At 36.4% G+C, this 15,379-nt stretch carries 19 protein-coding genes; 15 read left to right on the forward strand and 4 right to left on the reverse strand.

All coding sequences use genetic code 11. The features are described 5' to 3' along the window. Positions 1-380: 380 nt before the first annotated feature. Positions 381-935, forward strand: a complete 555-nt coding sequence (locus B806_RS0111870; RefSeq protein ID WP_017403048.1) for a TetR/AcrR family transcriptional regulator — start codon at positions 381-383, stop codon at positions 933-935. A gap of 84 nt (positions 936-1,019) precedes the next feature. Here the strand turns inward: B806_RS0111870 and B806_RS0111875 are convergent, their stop codons facing one another. Continuing rightward, on the reverse strand, positions 1,020-1,376 hold the full coding sequence (locus tag B806_RS0111875) for a helix-turn-helix domain-containing protein (protein ID WP_005070106.1): 357 nt from the start codon (positions 1,374-1,376) through the stop codon (positions 1,020-1,022). A gap of 127 nt (positions 1,377-1,503) precedes the next feature. Between B806_RS0111875 and B806_RS0111880 the strand changes: the two genes are divergently transcribed. The 3 genes from B806_RS0111880 (at position 1,504) to B806_RS0111895 (ending at position 3,815) form a co-directional block, all read left to right on the forward strand. Next, positions 1,504-2,361, forward strand: a complete 858-nt coding sequence (locus tag B806_RS0111880; RefSeq protein WP_025466692.1) for an SDR family oxidoreductase — start codon at positions 1,504-1,506, stop codon at positions 2,359-2,361. A gap of 285 nt (positions 2,362-2,646) precedes the next feature. Continuing rightward, complete coding sequence (locus tag B806_RS0111890; RefSeq protein ID WP_017403051.1) at positions 2,647-3,351, forward strand: hypothetical protein; 705 nt, start codon at positions 2,647-2,649, stop codon at positions 3,349-3,351. 146 nt (positions 3,352-3,497) lie between these two features. Beyond that, positions 3,498-3,815: a hypothetical protein gene (locus tag B806_RS0111895; RefSeq protein WP_017403052.1), complete on the forward strand. Its 318-nt coding sequence runs from the start codon at positions 3,498-3,500 to the stop codon at positions 3,813-3,815. A gap of 78 nt (positions 3,816-3,893) precedes the next feature. On the opposite strand, the gene B806_RS0111900 is transcribed toward B806_RS0111895, so the two are convergent. Together B806_RS0111900 and B806_RS0111905 are read right to left on the reverse strand one after the other, a co-directional pair. After that, entirely contained in the window at positions 3,894-4,757 is an 864-nt protein-coding gene (locus B806_RS0111900) for an alpha/beta hydrolase (protein ID WP_025466693.1), read from the reverse strand. A gap of 41 nt (positions 4,758-4,798) precedes the next feature. Beyond that, the gene (locus B806_RS0111905; RefSeq protein WP_017403054.1) at positions 4,799-6,142 is read right to left on the reverse strand and encodes an MFS transporter; all 1,344 of its coding nucleotides are present in this window, start codon (positions 6,140-6,142) and stop codon (positions 4,799-4,801) included. 351 nt (positions 6,143-6,493) lie between these two features. On the opposite strand from B806_RS0111905, the gene B806_RS0111910 reads away from it, so the two are divergent. The 4 genes from B806_RS0111910 (at position 6,494) to B806_RS0111925 (ending at position 9,125) form a co-directional block, all read left to right on the forward strand. Further along, positions 6,494-6,688, forward strand: coding sequence for a hypothetical protein (locus tag B806_RS0111910; RefSeq protein ID WP_017403055.1), 195 nt, complete (start codon positions 6,494-6,496; stop codon positions 6,686-6,688). A gap of 250 nt (positions 6,689-6,938) precedes the next feature. Further along, positions 6,939-7,397, forward strand: coding sequence for a hypothetical protein (locus tag B806_RS0111915; protein WP_017403056.1), 459 nt, complete (start codon positions 6,939-6,941; stop codon positions 7,395-7,397). A 312-nt stretch (positions 7,398-7,709) separates the two neighbouring features. Next, a complete protein-coding gene (locus tag B806_RS0111920; protein ID WP_005076764.1) occupies positions 7,710-8,054 on the forward strand; it encodes a hypothetical protein in 345 nt (114 codons plus the stop codon). A 126-nt stretch (positions 8,055-8,180) separates the two neighbouring features. Continuing rightward, on the forward strand, positions 8,181-9,125 hold the full coding sequence (locus B806_RS0111925) for a DUF4424 family protein (RefSeq protein ID WP_017403057.1): 945 nt from the start codon (positions 8,181-8,183) through the stop codon (positions 9,123-9,125). Between the two features lie 129 nt (positions 9,126-9,254). Here the strand turns inward: B806_RS0111925 and B806_RS0111930 are convergent, their stop codons facing one another. Continuing rightward, on the reverse strand, positions 9,255-9,857 hold the full coding sequence (locus tag B806_RS0111930; RefSeq protein ID WP_017403058.1) for a DoxX family protein: 603 nt from the start codon (positions 9,855-9,857) through the stop codon (positions 9,255-9,257). Between the two features lie 163 nt (positions 9,858-10,020). Here B806_RS0111930 and B806_RS0111935 point away from each other — a divergent pair, with 163 nt between their 5' ends. The 7 genes from B806_RS0111935 (at position 10,021) to B806_RS0111965 (ending at position 15,364) form a co-directional block, all read left to right on the forward strand. Next, entirely contained in the window at positions 10,021-10,329 is a 309-nt protein-coding gene (locus tag B806_RS0111935; RefSeq protein ID WP_002122109.1) for a hypothetical protein, read from the forward strand. A gap of 69 nt (positions 10,330-10,398) precedes the next feature. Continuing rightward, complete coding sequence (locus B806_RS0111940) at positions 10,399-11,262, forward strand: DUF692 domain-containing protein (protein ID WP_017403059.1); 864 nt, start codon at positions 10,399-10,401, stop codon at positions 11,260-11,262. Further along, positions 11,213-11,974, forward strand: coding sequence for a putative DNA-binding domain-containing protein (locus tag B806_RS0111945; protein ID WP_029768995.1), 762 nt, complete (start codon positions 11,213-11,215; stop codon positions 11,972-11,974). Before B806_RS0111940 ends, B806_RS0111945 begins: the two co-directional genes overlap by 50 nt. Beyond that, complete coding sequence (locus B806_RS0111950; protein ID WP_005070082.1) at positions 11,971-12,591, forward strand: RNA polymerase factor sigma-70; 621 nt, start codon at positions 11,971-11,973, stop codon at positions 12,589-12,591. Before B806_RS0111945 ends, B806_RS0111950 begins: the two co-directional genes overlap by 4 nt. Continuing rightward, complete coding sequence (locus B806_RS0111955) at positions 12,585-12,764, forward strand: zf-HC2 domain-containing protein (protein ID WP_017403061.1); 180 nt, start codon at positions 12,585-12,587, stop codon at positions 12,762-12,764. The genes B806_RS0111950 and B806_RS0111955 overlap by 7 nt, the downstream gene beginning before the upstream one ends. A gap of 91 nt (positions 12,765-12,855) precedes the next feature. Continuing rightward, positions 12,856-13,767 carry a LysR family transcriptional regulator MumR gene (mumR, locus tag B806_RS0111960; RefSeq protein WP_014206319.1) on the forward strand — a complete coding sequence of 304 codons (912 nt, stop codon included), beginning with the start codon at positions 12,856-12,858 and terminating at the stop codon, positions 13,765-13,767. A 343-nt stretch (positions 13,768-14,110) separates the two neighbouring features. Continuing rightward, on the forward strand, positions 14,111-15,364 hold the full coding sequence (locus B806_RS0111965; RefSeq protein WP_014206320.1) for an NRAMP family divalent metal transporter: 1,254 nt from the start codon (positions 14,111-14,113) through the stop codon (positions 15,362-15,364). Positions 15,365-15,379 lie beyond the last annotated feature (15 nt).

Consider the following 15,379-nt stretch of genomic DNA (forward strand, 5'->3'; position numbering starts at 1 on the left):
GTCTAACTTATGGGGTGCAGTTCAGGACGGGAGAGGGACACCCTCGGGTGTGCTGGAGTCGAAACCAGTCCGCGAACCCTCTTCCGTTCTGCCACCATAATCTTTTAATGCTCTGGCAGGACTCCAATTAAAAAGGAGCTGGCTTTGCACATCCATTATTTCTTGGCAGTCTTTGCCAAAAGCTATAACGACACAACATAAACATTTAAAGCAGTTTGATCGCCGTAAGGTTTTCAGACTTTAAATTATTTCGTCTTAAAACTTAATCAACAATAAAACTTGTGATGTGCCAAGCACAGTCTTACGGGCTTTGCTGTGCCTTTTTTCTCCCAAAAAAGTATCTCATTTAGAAACAACAATAATTTTATAACGGTAAGACTATGCCAAATTTAGTTCTCTCAACACGTGCTATTCAAGTCATTAATACATCGATTGATTTATTTCACCATCACGGCTTTCATACGGTTGGGGTAGATAGAATCGTGAAAGAGTGTGAAGTGACCAAAGCAACTTTTTATAACTTCTTTCATTCTAAAGAGCGGTTTATTGAAATCTGTCTAATTGTGCAAAAAGAACGTTTAAAAGAAAAAGTAGTTTCAATTGTTGGGTACGACCAAGACGTAAGCGTGAAGGAAAAACTTAAGAAACTTTATTACTTACATACCGATGTAGAGGGAATGTATTACCTATTATTTAAAGCCATGTTTGAAACAAAGCTGACCTATTCAAAAGCCTATATAACCGCAGTGAGATATAGAACATTGCTACTTAATGAAATCTATAGCCAGCTTATAAAACTCAAAACAGATGCTACCTTTCAGGATGCCAAGCTATTTTTATATATGATTGAGGGCGCAATTATCCAGCTTCTAAGCTCGGAGGTGGCAATTGAGCGGGATAGAGTGCTTGAGTGTTTTTTGCTGGGGTTTGGGTAAAGGAGTCCGTACTCTAAGTTTGTTGATCAAAGTTAGATGAAGATATATCAATCGTGACGCAAGTTTAAATATGCAAAGATTTGCTTATAAAACTAAGTCTGAACGAGGCTGCTGTTCTAATAACTGAGATATATTATTTTCAAGCCAATCCGTTAAGTCAAAAAGCCTATCAGAAGCTTCTCGGCCAAAGTCGGTTAGTTGATAATCTACTCGAGGAGGCACTTCGGCATAGTCCTGACGAAAGATAAAACCATCCTGCTCGAGTAACTTTAAGGTTTGTGCCAGCATTTTTTCACTAATGCCATCAATTAATTTTTTTAATTCATTAAAGCGCAAACGCTGATCACGTAATGCAACTAAAATTAAAACACTCCAACGGCTTGTTAGTGTTAATAAAATTTTTCTAGATGGACAATTTGCTGCAAAAACCAGACCTTTCATTGCTCATTACCTGCATTACAAAAGTTTACATTTAATGCTGAACTTACTTTTAGGTAAGTACTTACTTTTAGTAAGTGAAGATACTACGATGATTGAAATATTTCAATTACATCAGATGGAGATCACCATGCGTATTGCAGTTACTGGTGCAACAGGTCAACTTGGTCAATTCGTTATTTCTCAATTACTTGAACGGACCGAAGCAAAAAATATTGTGGCATTAGTCCGTAATCCAGAAAAAGCTTTAGATTTAAGTTCAAAAGGGGTAGAAGTTCGTCCTTTTGATTATGTTAATGATGTAGAAAAACTTTCAGAGCAACTGCAAGGTATTGATAAGCTTTTATTAATTTCATCAAATGAAATTGGTCAACGCACAGTACAACACCAAAATATTATTAATGCAGCAAAACTCGCGCATGTAAAATTTATTGCTTACACAAGTTTATTAAAAGCAGATGTAACACCGCTTTTACTTGCACAAGAACATGTTGAAACTGAACAATATTTAAAAGCATCGAATATTCCTTACACGTTATTACGCAATAACTGGTACAACGAAAATTATGCAATGGGTCTTAAACAAGCAGTTGAGCATGGCAAAATTTTTGGGGCAACTCATCACGGTAAAATTTCTTCTGCTTCACGTCTAGACTATGCAACAGCGGCTGCTGTGGTATTAACGCAAGACGGGCATGAAAATAAGATTTATGAGCTGGCAGGTGATACAAGTTACACGCTTGATGATGTAGCAAAATGGACAAGTGAAATCACTCAAAAAGATGTAACTTATCAAGATTTACCCGAAGAAGAATATAAAGCATTCTTAGTGCAGGTTGGTGTACCAGAAGGGTTTGCTCATATATTGGCAGATTCGGATGAAGGCGTGTCTAAAGACGGTTTATATAGTGATAGCAAAGATCTGCATCAGCTCATTGGCCGTGCAACGACAAGTATGCAAGAAACTGTGAAAGAGTTTTTAAAATAAGCTGATTTTCTTTCGCTTAGACTGACACGAAATTTTAACTTGATATTTAACAACGGTAATTTTAGAATCCGCCCAACTAATTTTTAGGAGCTTCAATGTGAGTACTTGCTCGAGTGACAGTAGTCGATCGGTAATAGTCTAAGTATCCACTGAAGTCCTGACAGACCTCTTTTTGTGGATGCAAGAAGAGGTTTTTTATTTCCATCTTTTCATTTCTATTATTAACCCATGATTTATTCATGACGGGTTGCAGTACTTGCATGTGCTCCATGACTTATGGGAGTGATGCCAGTGTTATTTATTTTAAAGAAACGCTCACTTATTTCTGGTTTCTGTTTATTCGCATTATCTAGCGCGAGCCATAGTGGACGACCTATGGTTGTTGACGATGCTGCTCTGGTTTCTCCAAAAACCTGCCAGCTAGAAACATGGGCGCAGCATAACTCTGACAGCAAAGAATATTGGGCAACACCAGCCTGTAATTTTGGTGGTAATTTTGAATTTGCTGTAGGGATGGGGAGAGTAAATGATGATACTGAGCATGTCAGTTATGCAACTCTACAAGGCAAGACCTTATTAAAACCTTTAGAAACTAATGATTGGGGAATCGGCTTTTCTTTTGGCACTCAAATCAATACTAAGGATTCTTCAAAGAAAGATTGGACGGTTAATGTTCCTTTAAGTCTTTCTACTTTGGATGATAAGTTTTTAATACATGCCAACCTTGGTTGGTTACGTGAAAATACCACACATAAAAATCAAACCACATGGGGAATTGGAACCGAAACACAACTTACCCATCCATTAACATTCACTGCCGAAGTATATGGCAATGATCGAAATGATGCTTTTTACCAAACAGGTTTTCGGTACATGGTCTATAAAGAATTGGTTCAATTAAACGCAAGTTATGGCAACCAAATGTCTCATCACGATAATGCTTTTTTCTCTGTCGGGTTTGTATTTTTAACAAAACTGTTTTTACCTTGATGGTTTATACGCATCTTGAACTATCAATAAATGTGACAGAATCTAACTTTTTATAACCTATAAAGGCGACTATCCTAATTGGGCTTGAGCACAATCTTTTGAAGTGTTCCTTTTTAGTTTAGTTAGATTTTTTAGGTATTTAAAAAATGAATAAAATGCACGTAACTTTAGCGGTGATTATTGGCTTAATTATTGGTGGTGTAATCGGTGCTCTAGGTTACTCTAAAACTGCTGCACGTTATGACGCAATGACCACAGCATGTGTCATGATAAATCAAGCGGTTGAACATGACATCTTGAAACCGGAACAGGTGAAAGAGCTTGGTGAGCTAACAGGCCAAAGCCTTAAAAAAGATTACGAGTCAGTTGCCTCTAAATTTAAATTCTCTGAAAAGCAATTAGGCAATGCATCTGAAGGTTCTAATTGTAGTCAATTTATTGTTGGGGTAAATGCCGCAAAATAACCATTAAGAAGCCCACCGTGAGTGGGCTTTTTTATCATGTATAACTCTATATCAATTGACTATTTAATGGCTCAGACATTATTTATGAATAAGTTCCAACATATTTTTAAATAGCACACTATCTTTGTCAGCAAGGGTATTCACAATATCAAAATGATTATGTCCTTCATCTTTTATTAATGAAACGTCTAAACCTTTTTCTTTGCAAATAGAATAGAAAAAATCGGTTTGATTATGAAAACCTTGTGTTTCTAAATCTCCTACACTGAGTATGAGAGGTGCTGAATTTTCTGGTAGAGGTAAGTTTTTATAAGGGCTTAGTTCAGTTGCTTGATCTGGACTGAGTTTAAGCCATTCATTAATGCTGGTATCGCATAAGGGTAATAAATTGTAAAGACCACTTAAGCCAAGAACACCTTTAATAACATTTTTTGGCAAGTTAAATTCTTCTTGCCAACGGTCACTCCAAAGCATTGTTGCCAAATGTCCTCCAGCAGAACTACCTCCTACATATATTTGCTCGGGATCTATGCCATAAGTCTTAGCATTCTGATAGATCCAAGCAATCGATGTTCTTACTTCTCTCACGATTTCAAAAAGAGATGCATGAGGGCAAAGACTATATTCAATTGTAGATACGGCAATTCCATGTGCAACAAAATTTTCTGCCATCGAGCAGGCATCATCTTTACTTTGTGCACGCCAATATCCTCCGTGAATATAAATAAAAATCGGAGAAAGTTGCTTCATTGCTGGAAAGATATCTAAAGTTTCTCTCTTAGCTAAGCCGTAATGTAAATTATATAAGCCTGTAACCGTGTTTTTTGATTTCTGTGCAAGACGTGCATATTCTTTCATACAAGAATCAAAGTCTGGCACTGAATTTCTTGCGTTGTATTGAACTTCTCTTTCTTGAAGATTAGAAAAAAATAGATCTGTCATGTAAACCTCGATAACAATGATTTAATAGAGGGGAATAGTGATCAATCAGTACGAACGACTTTAAATTTTTGCTTAGCTATATTTAGTTCCCGATACCATTTAAGTGCTAAACAAAGAAAAGCAATAAAAGTGGGTATTGCTAAACTTAAGAAAATTGAGCTCAGATCTAGCTTCAAAGTGAAAATTAGAGAACCTAATAATGAGCCTAAAATTGCGCCAATACGGCTGATTCCATGCATCCATGAAACTCCAGATCCTCTACAGCTTGGAGGATAGAATAGAGTAGATAAAGGAAATAACGCAGTTTGAGCTCCCGCTAATAACCCTCCAATCATAAAAATCAGAATTGAAAATAGGGCGATATTGTTATGGGTAAAGCTGAGAAGAATAAATAACAAAAACGCAGAGAAATATGAAAATGTAATCACTTTGGTTGGATTTAAACGATCCATAAATCTACACATGATTATGGCTCCGATGACCCCACCGAATGGGAATAACGTAGACATGAGACTTAATTGTTGTAGATCAAAACCAACAGTTTTTAAAATGGTAGGCATCCAGCTAGTGAAAAGATAAAACACTAATAAGCTCATAAACGAACATAGCCACAACATTAATGAACCGAATAAATATTTGCTAAAAATATCCTTGAGTGGATTATTTTGTTCAATAATTTCTTGTCCAGCTGTTGATAACATAAGTTCTTTTTCAATTTTTTTGCCATGTATTTTTTCTAAAATAGAAAGTGCTTTTTTCTTTTGATTATTAAGAATCAGGAATTGTGTAGATTCAGGGAGTTTAAAGATTAATACAAGGGTGAGTAGGGCTGGTATCAAACCAATAATAATTAATAATTGAGACCAACTAAAAATTTTTAATAAATAGGCTGAAAGAAATCCGCCAGAAGAGACTCCCATTAGAAATCCACAACCCGCTAAACCTGTAAGAAATGCTCTATACTTTTTGGGCATATATTCTGAAACGATTGTGCTTACATTAGGCATCGTAGCACCTAACCCAAGTCCAGTGATAAATCGATAGATAATCAATTCTTTTGTATTTGTTGAATAGGCAGAAATTATTGTAAATACAGATAAGACTAACATACTGATAATCATTATTTTCTTTCGGCCAAACTTATCTGCGGAAATACCTGATATTAAAGCTCCAATACTCATACCTACCAAAGCAGCTCCAAATACAGGAGCTAACTCGGCCTTTGAAATTTGCCATTCATCTAATAAAGGTGGTGCTATAAAGCCTATGATTCCAGTATCTAGGCCATCACAGAAAAATACTAAAAAACCTAAAATAAAGACTAGCCATTGGAGGGGAGCTAATTTTTCTCGATCTACGATGGTGTTCACATCTATTTTATTCATAATATATCCCTGTAATTGATTTTAAGAATCTTGTGAAACAAATAAGAATTGCTGTACTCCATAAGTTTTAGACATCCGTGTGTATTCAAGCTTTATTCTTATTTTTATCGGTGATGAAAAATATCCATTTCATCCGTATCTATATCCATTAATTCCGAATGTACACTTAGCTGAATTTACAAAATAAAATGCTTCGCACTAAAAATTATTTATTAGTGGCTATAAAGATAAGCTACAAGATCAACAGAACATATTGTCTACAGACTGCTATAATAATGCTCACCCCAAAATTTAAGCTAAGTTTGCCTAAAGGCAGGCTTTTAATATGTGTAATTAAGTCTGCTAGGAAATATGAAACGCTATTTAAAACAAACTGAATCGGCTACGACTAATTGGACAACAGAGCAAGACTGTTTCTTGATTGAAAATAATTCTCTCTCAATTTACGAGCTCATCGAACATTTACCTTTTTCTGAAGAAGAAATACGAGTGCGTCGAGCTGTTTTAGGGCTGGTAAGACGAGATAAGCAAATGAAAATATATTAATTTTACCAAATGGTAAAAATAATATGAAAATAAATGTTTCTAATTATCTCTATTCAACCATGCATTTTTGCGGATGAGTTATCAAAACCATAATTTTTTTAAGAGTTTTTATAGTGCAATTTACATAAAGCGCCAACTACTTACAAACCACTCTAATAAGGCTACCTTTAATTACATTACTTTAAGCATAATCAAAGACAGAAAACATTCATAGATCAGAACTTTATAACAATAGTACGGAGAGAGGTTAATGCCAAAGTATCTAGCTGTAGCCGAAAAGGTTTATAAAAATATTAAAAAAGATAGCTTATTCACTGATGACATTACTCAGAACCTTAACTGTTTAATTAGTCAGATTCGAAAAGCCATCAAAGGAACAGAGTTTAAGCTCAAGTTCAACTATATCGACTTTGAAGAAAACCTAACGAAACCGTTAAGTGAATGCAAAGTTCAAATTGATCTGAGTGTTATGCCGAAGTTCGCAAATGAAGGTGAATATCTTCTCTGGTTAGCTGGTTTTATCGAGCGAATCACAGAAGGTGGAAAACCGAAACTACCGCCAATTTCGCACTTTTTACCCCCAGGTTTTAAGATGTCGAAAGAGGCATTTCCTATGACTGTCACTCCTCCAAAAGAAGAGCATGCAGACATGATTATTAATTATTTTAAATCTGAGGATTTTATTAAAACCAATAAAACTCCTTCATAAAAGAATATAGAAGTAAACGTCCACCTTACTTCTATATACCTGCTGGTTTTAACTCAGCGACCGCCTTCTGGGGCGGTTTTTTTTATCTAAAAATTAATGAAGACTTAGTTATTTTGATAACCAAAGTTTAATATTCAGAAAATCTTAAATGTATGTAAATGTGAAAATATAAAATGTTTTTTATAAATATCAAAATCTTAAATTAATCCTTTGGTAAATGAAAATATACGTTTTTCACATAACCCACGTGCCAAGTAACGCAATTAAACATTTAGCTGTTCATAATTTTAAAAAAAAGAGAGTATGAATGAGATGAATGAAAACGCAGAGCTTATAAAATATATAGACGTTGCTGAAAACGTCTATGAACGTGTCTATGAGAACAATCAAATTTCAAATGATTTAATCGTTAACCTCAACCGAATTATGGCTGAAATAAAAAAACAGGCCGCAGAAAAAAATTTGAGATTAAAATATAACTCGATCGACTTTGAATATTGCTTGAGTTTGCCTATAGCAGATCGGGATATAAAAATTGACCTTAGTTTGATTCCTCATTTTGAACATCGAGATGAATGCATTTTATGGTTAACCAACTTTATTGGAAAAATTAGTGTGCCTAAAAAGATGATGAAACAAAAACTAAGCTTTAATTAACTTTTTATAAATTTTAAAGAGATAGATGAGTCACCACTAAAAAATTAACAACGTCTACGCTTAAACAGTTATGCTTTATTGCAGATGGACATTTCATAATTAGAAAATGACATAGAGCACTTTAAAATGAAAAAGCTTGCAATAACCTTTGCTGTTTTAGCTTCGCTATCTACCTATGGTCTAGCCAATGATTCTACGGGTTACGTGGGTACGGGTGGTATTCAATATCTCAAAAATTCGCAAATTGCCATGCAAAGCGAAGATCTATTTATTAGTAAAAAGATTATTAAGGTCGACTACCTCTATAAAAACTTAAGCAATAAAGACGTAACGGAAACGATTTTATTTCCGTTACCACGCATTGATAATTTTTTTGAATCTGATTTTGCTCACACCGAACAGCTTTTAAAAAGTTTTAAAATTGTGGTGGATGGTAAAAATATAAAACCTGAGATGCATGTCAGAACGTTTATTCAAAAAGATGAAAAATCGCCACTGATTGATGCAACGGATGAGTTTAAGCAATGCGGTTTTAATGAACAAGAGATGCTAAACCCATGGACTCGCACTAACTATGATTATGAATATTATGTAGACAAGCTAAAACAATGTAATAAGCCGCAAATACAGAAAATTTTAGCTAAATTTAAAAAAGATGACGTGATCCCGTGGTCATCTCAAGTGATTTATAGTTGGAAGCAGACTTTCAAAGCCAATAGTTTGACTAAAATTCATCATGAATATAAACCTTTGGTCGGTGGCTCTGTAGCTCTCTATCCAGATGAATATAACCAGCAATTTTGTATGGATAAACAGTTTAAGCAGGGCTTAAAAAAAGCCAGTGCAGAAAATTCGCCGTTTAGTGCTTTGGGCTATATTTTGACGACGGGTGCAAATTGGGCAAAGCCGATTGAAAACTTTAAGCTCACCATTGAGCGTGATAAAGACGAACTAGTTTCATTTTGTTGGGATGGGCCAGTTAAAAAAATTAGTCCAACTCAATTTCAAATGACCAAGACTAAGTTTGTACCCAAAAAGGACCTCGATATTATTTTTTTGAGAGTTAGATAACTTCATACCAGCTTCTGGTTTGACCAAATTGGCTCACTATCAATTGTGTGTCATGAACCAGACATGGCACACAATAAGAAAAAAGATGCTCTATGTTGCTACATGTAGGATTGTTGGCGTAATGATTAATTAGAGCAGTTTCTTTTTAATCCAATAATCTAAACTGAAATAACGGCCGCCTCCAAGCACAAGCAGTGCGAGTAGCATGACTAAATACGTAGTGGCAAACTCAATTCCATTATTTAAAATTACAAACGAGCCACTTGAAGTGAGCCAGTCATAATTGCCGTAGGTTTGTAATATTTCGCGAGCCTTTTCTAACTTTTCAGCCGAGGCCAAGACCTGCATGTTTGCAAAGGGCGCATTCGGATCAGCAATCGCTTGCCATCCATTCGGTAGATGGACCGTAAATATGGCAACCAACATGGTAATCATGAGTGGAATACTAATTAAGCGAGTAAAAAGGCCAAATGTTAATAGTATTGCACCTGCTAATTCAGCCGTTGTTGCAAGTAATGCCATTAAATACGGAAAGGGAAGTCCTAAACCTCCATCTGAGTTGCCAAACCATTCTACAATGTCATTAAAGTGCATTAATTTATTTGTGCCAGCCATCCAAAATATAGGAACTAAATATAATCGAAGAGCCAGAGCTGCGATGCCGTCCGCATGTTGTAGAGTTTTACCCAGTTTTTGATAATATTGAGATAAGCCATAAATAAAATTCTTCATGATAATTTCACATCCGATGCGATTGAATATTAATTAGTCGGATAAAAACTGTATTTCTTACATAAAAAAAATTTTATTTACGGTGTAATAAAAAAGGATTTGGTCCGTCTAACTATACGTACAAATGTACAAACCGAGAATTTATCTTTAAAGGAATACTAACATGAACAAACTCAACTCAATGACTTCAGTGGCGGCATTATTAGCACTTTCAGTTGCTGGCGCTACACAAGTGGCGGTAGCAGCAACCCATACAACAACCGAAGCACATGCAACCAAAGCAGCAGATGGAAAATGCGGTGAAGCAAAATGCGGTGCTAACAAAATGAAAAACCACGAAAAGTCTGCCGAAGCAAAATGTGGTGCAGATAAAAAAGCAGCTGATGGTAAATGTGGAGCAACCAAAAAAGCAGCGGACGGCAAGTGCGGTGCAGATAAAAAAGTCGCTGACGGTAAGTGCGGCGCTAAGTAAACGATCTGATCATGGATGATGTCGGCCTTCTGGTAAGTGCCGGCATCGTTTCCAAAAGGAGAAATCACCATGATGGATTTGTCAGGCGTAGGGCTGGGTTTAAGGCGTGATTTTATAGATTCGTTTTTAGATGCAAAAATATGTCCCGATTTTATCGAAGTTGCTCCTGAAAACTGGCTAGGTTTTGGTGGTCGACATGCGAAATTACTCGCACAGTGTGTTGAAAAAGCCCCATTAATTTGTCACGGCCTGTCATTGTCTATTGGCGGTCCTCATCCACTCAATCTTGAATTTATCGGAAAAATAAAAAGCTTTTTAGAACAATATGATGTCTCTATTTATTCTGAACATTTAAGTTACACAAATGATGGGGGCTATCTATATGATTTGTTGCCCATTCCTATGAGCGAAGCGGCTGTTAAATATGTCGCTGAACGTATTTTACGTGTTCAAGATATTTTAGGAAGACGATTAGTCATAGAGAATGTTTCTACTTATTTAATGCCGAATGCCCAAATGAGTGAAGCGGAATTTATCCGTGAAGTCCTTCAATATGCAGACTGTGATTTGCTTCTGGATGTAAATAATGTCTATGTCAACAGTATTAATCATGGCAGTGATGCATTTGCATTTATTCGGGACATGCCAAAAGAAAGAATCCGTTATTTACATATTGCTGGACATGAACAAGTTCAGAAAAATTTATTAATTGATACGCATGGCGCAGAAGTTTGTGATCGCGTATGGGAACTATTGAGATATACCTATCAAGTGTGTGGTGTGAAAGCAACTTTACTTGAACGCGACTTTAATATTCCCTTATGGCAAGAGCTAGAAGAGGAGGTAGCCAAAATTAAAATAATTCAACAACAGGAGAGTGGCTATGAAGGAAAATCAAATATCCTTTCAAACCATGCAACAACAGTTTTGTGACTGGATCAGAGATCCTGATTTGGAATTACCTCAAGCTCTTCCTGCCGAACGAATGCATATTTATCGAGACTTACTTTTTAATAATGTCTGTTCATTTATTGATTTAGTTTATCCCGTGGCTCGTGCGATGTTGCCAGAGTTAAAGTGGCAACAATTACTCTCGGAATTTTTTCAAAAAGCCCAGTGTCGCTCACCTTTGTATAATGATATTTCTCTGGAATTTAGAGAATATTTGACAGATCAGCAGCACCCGATATTGCAAGAATATCCTTGGTTGGCTGAGTTGTTGCAGTTTGAATGGCTTGAGTTGTATTTAGACACTGTTGAAATTGAAAAAGTAGTCTTGCAGGAAAACTGTAATTGGCAGTTAACCACGAAGGTATGGGTATTGGTTTATCAATATCCCGTTTATACGTGGACAACTTTAATGACTCCAGAACAGGTCGAGCCTATGCCTGGAGCAATTATGGTTTGGCGAGATGAACAAGACAAAGTATGTATTGAACAGCTTTCGCCTTTGTTTGCTATGGTGATTGAACAGTTGACTCAAAATGTAAAGTTAACTGACCAAGATATTCACATACTCATTCAATCGGTACTCACTGATTTATCTGAACATGATATTTATCTGCAAATTCAAGAGCTAAAAGCACTGTTAACTCGAATGCGATTAATTCAAGCTTCGCATAATTTTAAAGAGGTAGAGGGATGACTTCAGCCGTGGCATCAGATCATGAAGAAATAGAAGATCAGTTGCATAATCCAGCCTTTTTACAAGACTTAAGACAGCAAATGATAAAGTTTGCTTTTTTACAGCTTTCTTCTCTTCCTCAAGCTGAAGATGTGGTGCAAGAAGCATTAACGAGTGCTTTCCAGCATTTAGATTCATTTAAAGGGCGGGCTGCGTTCAAAACATGGGTATTTGCCATTTTAAAAAATAAAATTATTGATGTGATTCGGCAAAAATCGCGTTTGGTCGCAATGACAGAATTATTTAAAGATGAGGAAAGTGAACTGAGTATTGATGCACTGTTTGATGCTTCTGGACATTGGCACAAATATGAAGCGCCTCAAGCATGGCAAAGCCCTGAAGAAATGATGGAACAGGCAGATTTCTGGATAATTTTTGAAGCTTGTTTAAATCATTTACCTGCCAAATATGCTCAAGTTTTTATGATGAGAGAGGTGATAGAGCTGAGCTCCAACGAAATCTGTAGCAAGTTGGAATTGTCTATCTCAAACTTTAATGTGTTGATGTATCGGAGTCGTACCCGACTACGTGAATGTTTAGAAAATAAATGGTTATTGAAGGAGGATTGTTCATGCTGACATGTCGACAAGCCACTCAACTGTTGTCTGAAAAGCAAGATAGACCGTTGTTATTACGTGAGCAAAGTGGTTTACAACTGCATTTATTGGCGTGCCGCTCATGCCGCCGTTATTCAAAACAGATCAAAACAATTAGTCAGCTTTCTAAAGCATTTAAAAATTTAGATAGCTAATTTTATTTAAAAATTTATTTATTGCTAGCCTAATCACACTAACAACTCCCATACTATAAAAGTAAAGGAGTTTTTTAAGACAGGATGAAACGTGAATTTAAAGAATCTTGAAGCATTTTATTGGGTTGTGACTTTAAAGAGCTTCAATAAGGCCGCGACTAAATTACAAACCACCCAGCCTGCGGTTTCTCAAAAAATCACATCTCTTGAAAATGAATTAGGTTTTAAAGTTTTAGATCGAAGTTATCGGCAGCTTAAACCAACACACAAAGGCTTAACTTTATTTAAGTACGCCGAAAAATTTATGCGCCTAGAGACCGATCTGGTGGCTGAACTGACTGAAAATCAGCACCTGACTGGCACCATTCGTTTGGGTGTTTCCGAAACTATTGTCTATACGTGGTTAGTTGAATATATCGAAAAGGTTCAGCAAGAGTTCCCAAAAATTTCAGTAGAAATTGTGGTAGACCTTACGCCTAACTTACAAGAAGGCGTTCGGACAGGCGACTTAGACATGGCTTTTTTACTTGGGCCAACTTTAGCTTTTGAGTGTATTGAACAAGCCTTGTGTGACTTCGAACTAAGTTTCTTGGCTTCACCTTCATTTAAAGGTGGTGTTGCTCAAATGTCTTTTAAAACTTTAATGTCGCATACTATTTTAACTTATCCAAAAATTACCTATCCCTATAAAGAATTGAAAGCACGAATGAAAGAGCAAGGGATTGATGAACCACTTTCAATTACCAGTTATTCATTGGCAACGCTGTTGCGTTTAGCCGAGCAGGGCTTAGGCATTGCTGTGGTGCCGACCTTAACGGCGTTAAAAGAAATTACTGATGGGCGACTAGAAATATTAAATACGCCTATTCAGTTAAAGACGTTTCATTTCACCTCGATTTACATTCAAGGAAACGATGTTGCGCTAAAAGAGAAATTGACCGAAGTTGCAGTTAAGGTCTCTGAATGTGCTATGAAAAGACTCAATGAGCAAATTAAAAAATGAGCTGTTTTTGAGTGTCTTTTATCCCATTTTTTATTATTTAAAAAAGCTGTTTTATATGTAAAACCATAAAAGCAGCTTATTAACTTCAATAAGTAAAGCTTATCTCGATTTTTTAATAAATACTAAACTATTTAAAATCAATTATTTAAATTTTCAACTTAATGTAAAAAGTCTTATTGTCCGTAGGGATTAGCTATGTTTTTATTTTAGACACAAGATTTGATCACCGATTGTGTTGATTGGGGAACAGGGAATCTTTGTCATTTTAAAGGATTAAAGAATATCGTTTGGGACAAAAAATGGTGTTCTTGGTTCAACTTGAAAATAGCGTTGTTAAGCTCAAATGGATGAGGAACGCATTAATATGTCTTTACTGAAATCTTCTTTTTTATCAGATCGCCAATGGGCCATTGTGGCCTCGATCTTTATGATGGCGACCTCTGCAATGGGGCCAGGATTTTTAACCCAAACTGCTGTATTTACAGTCAAGTTAGGCGCGGCATTTGGCTTTGCCATTTTAGTATCCATTCTGATTGATTATGTGGTTCAACAAAATATTTGGCGAGTGGTCACACTCACTCAAATGCGTGCATCAGACATTGCCAATAAAGCATTGCCGGGTAGCGGTTATTTACTAGCATTTTTAGTGATTTTGGGCGGGTTTTTCTTTAGTGTCGGTAACATTGCCGGTGCAGCTTTAGGTTTAAATGCACTTTTTGGCCTAGACACAAAGTGGGGCGGTATTTTAAGTGGTGCTTTAGCCATTTTGATTTTTGCCTCAAGAAAAGCAACGCTTGCCATGGATAAAAGCATGATCGTGTTGGGATTACTTAAAATCCTCCTGATTATTATCGTTGCTGTCATTGTAATGCCTCCAGTTGGGCAAGCTGTACATCAAACCTTTGCTCCAGATCAGATCGACTTTGCCATTATTACCACCATTGTTGGCGGTACGGTTGGTGGCTATATCTGCTATGCAGGTGCACACCGTTTACTCGATAAAGGTGCTGTTGGCCCTGAAAATATTGATGAAGTTGCTAAAGCTGCGACCAAGGGCATTGTTGTGGTCGGCATCATGCGCTATGTGTTGTTCTTGGCTTTTTTAGGTGTGGTGGTGAGCGGTGCAACGATTGATTTAGCTAGCCATGACGCCAATCCGGCAGCTCAAGCATTCCAATATGCAGCGGGTACATTTGGTTTTAAATTATTCGGCTTAATTTTCTGGGCAGCAGGGATTAGTAGCACCATTGGTGCAGCATATACTTCGGTGTCATTCTTTACTGCATTTAAAAAGAACTTAACACCAAAACAAACCAACTATACGACCATTACCTTTATCGCATTGGCTTTATTACTCTATGTGTTATTGGGTGCAACTCCGGCAGGTCTACTCATTTTCGTAGGTGGTTTTAACGGTTTGGTGTTGCCAATTGGCCTTACAATTTTTGTGTATGTTGCTGCGTGCCGTAAAGATTTGATGGGTAATTATAACTATCCAAAATGGTTGCTTATTTTGGGTGGGTTAACATGTCTGTTAACGTGGTGGATGGGCTATATGTCGTTTACGACAGTGTTTAACTATTTGACCAAGCTTTAAGCCAGACTGCGTGAA

The organism is Acinetobacter sp. TG2027 (assembly GCF_000302435.1).
In the GTDB taxonomy this organism is placed as follows: domain Bacteria; phylum Pseudomonadota; class Gammaproteobacteria; order Pseudomonadales; family Moraxellaceae; genus Acinetobacter; species Acinetobacter pittii.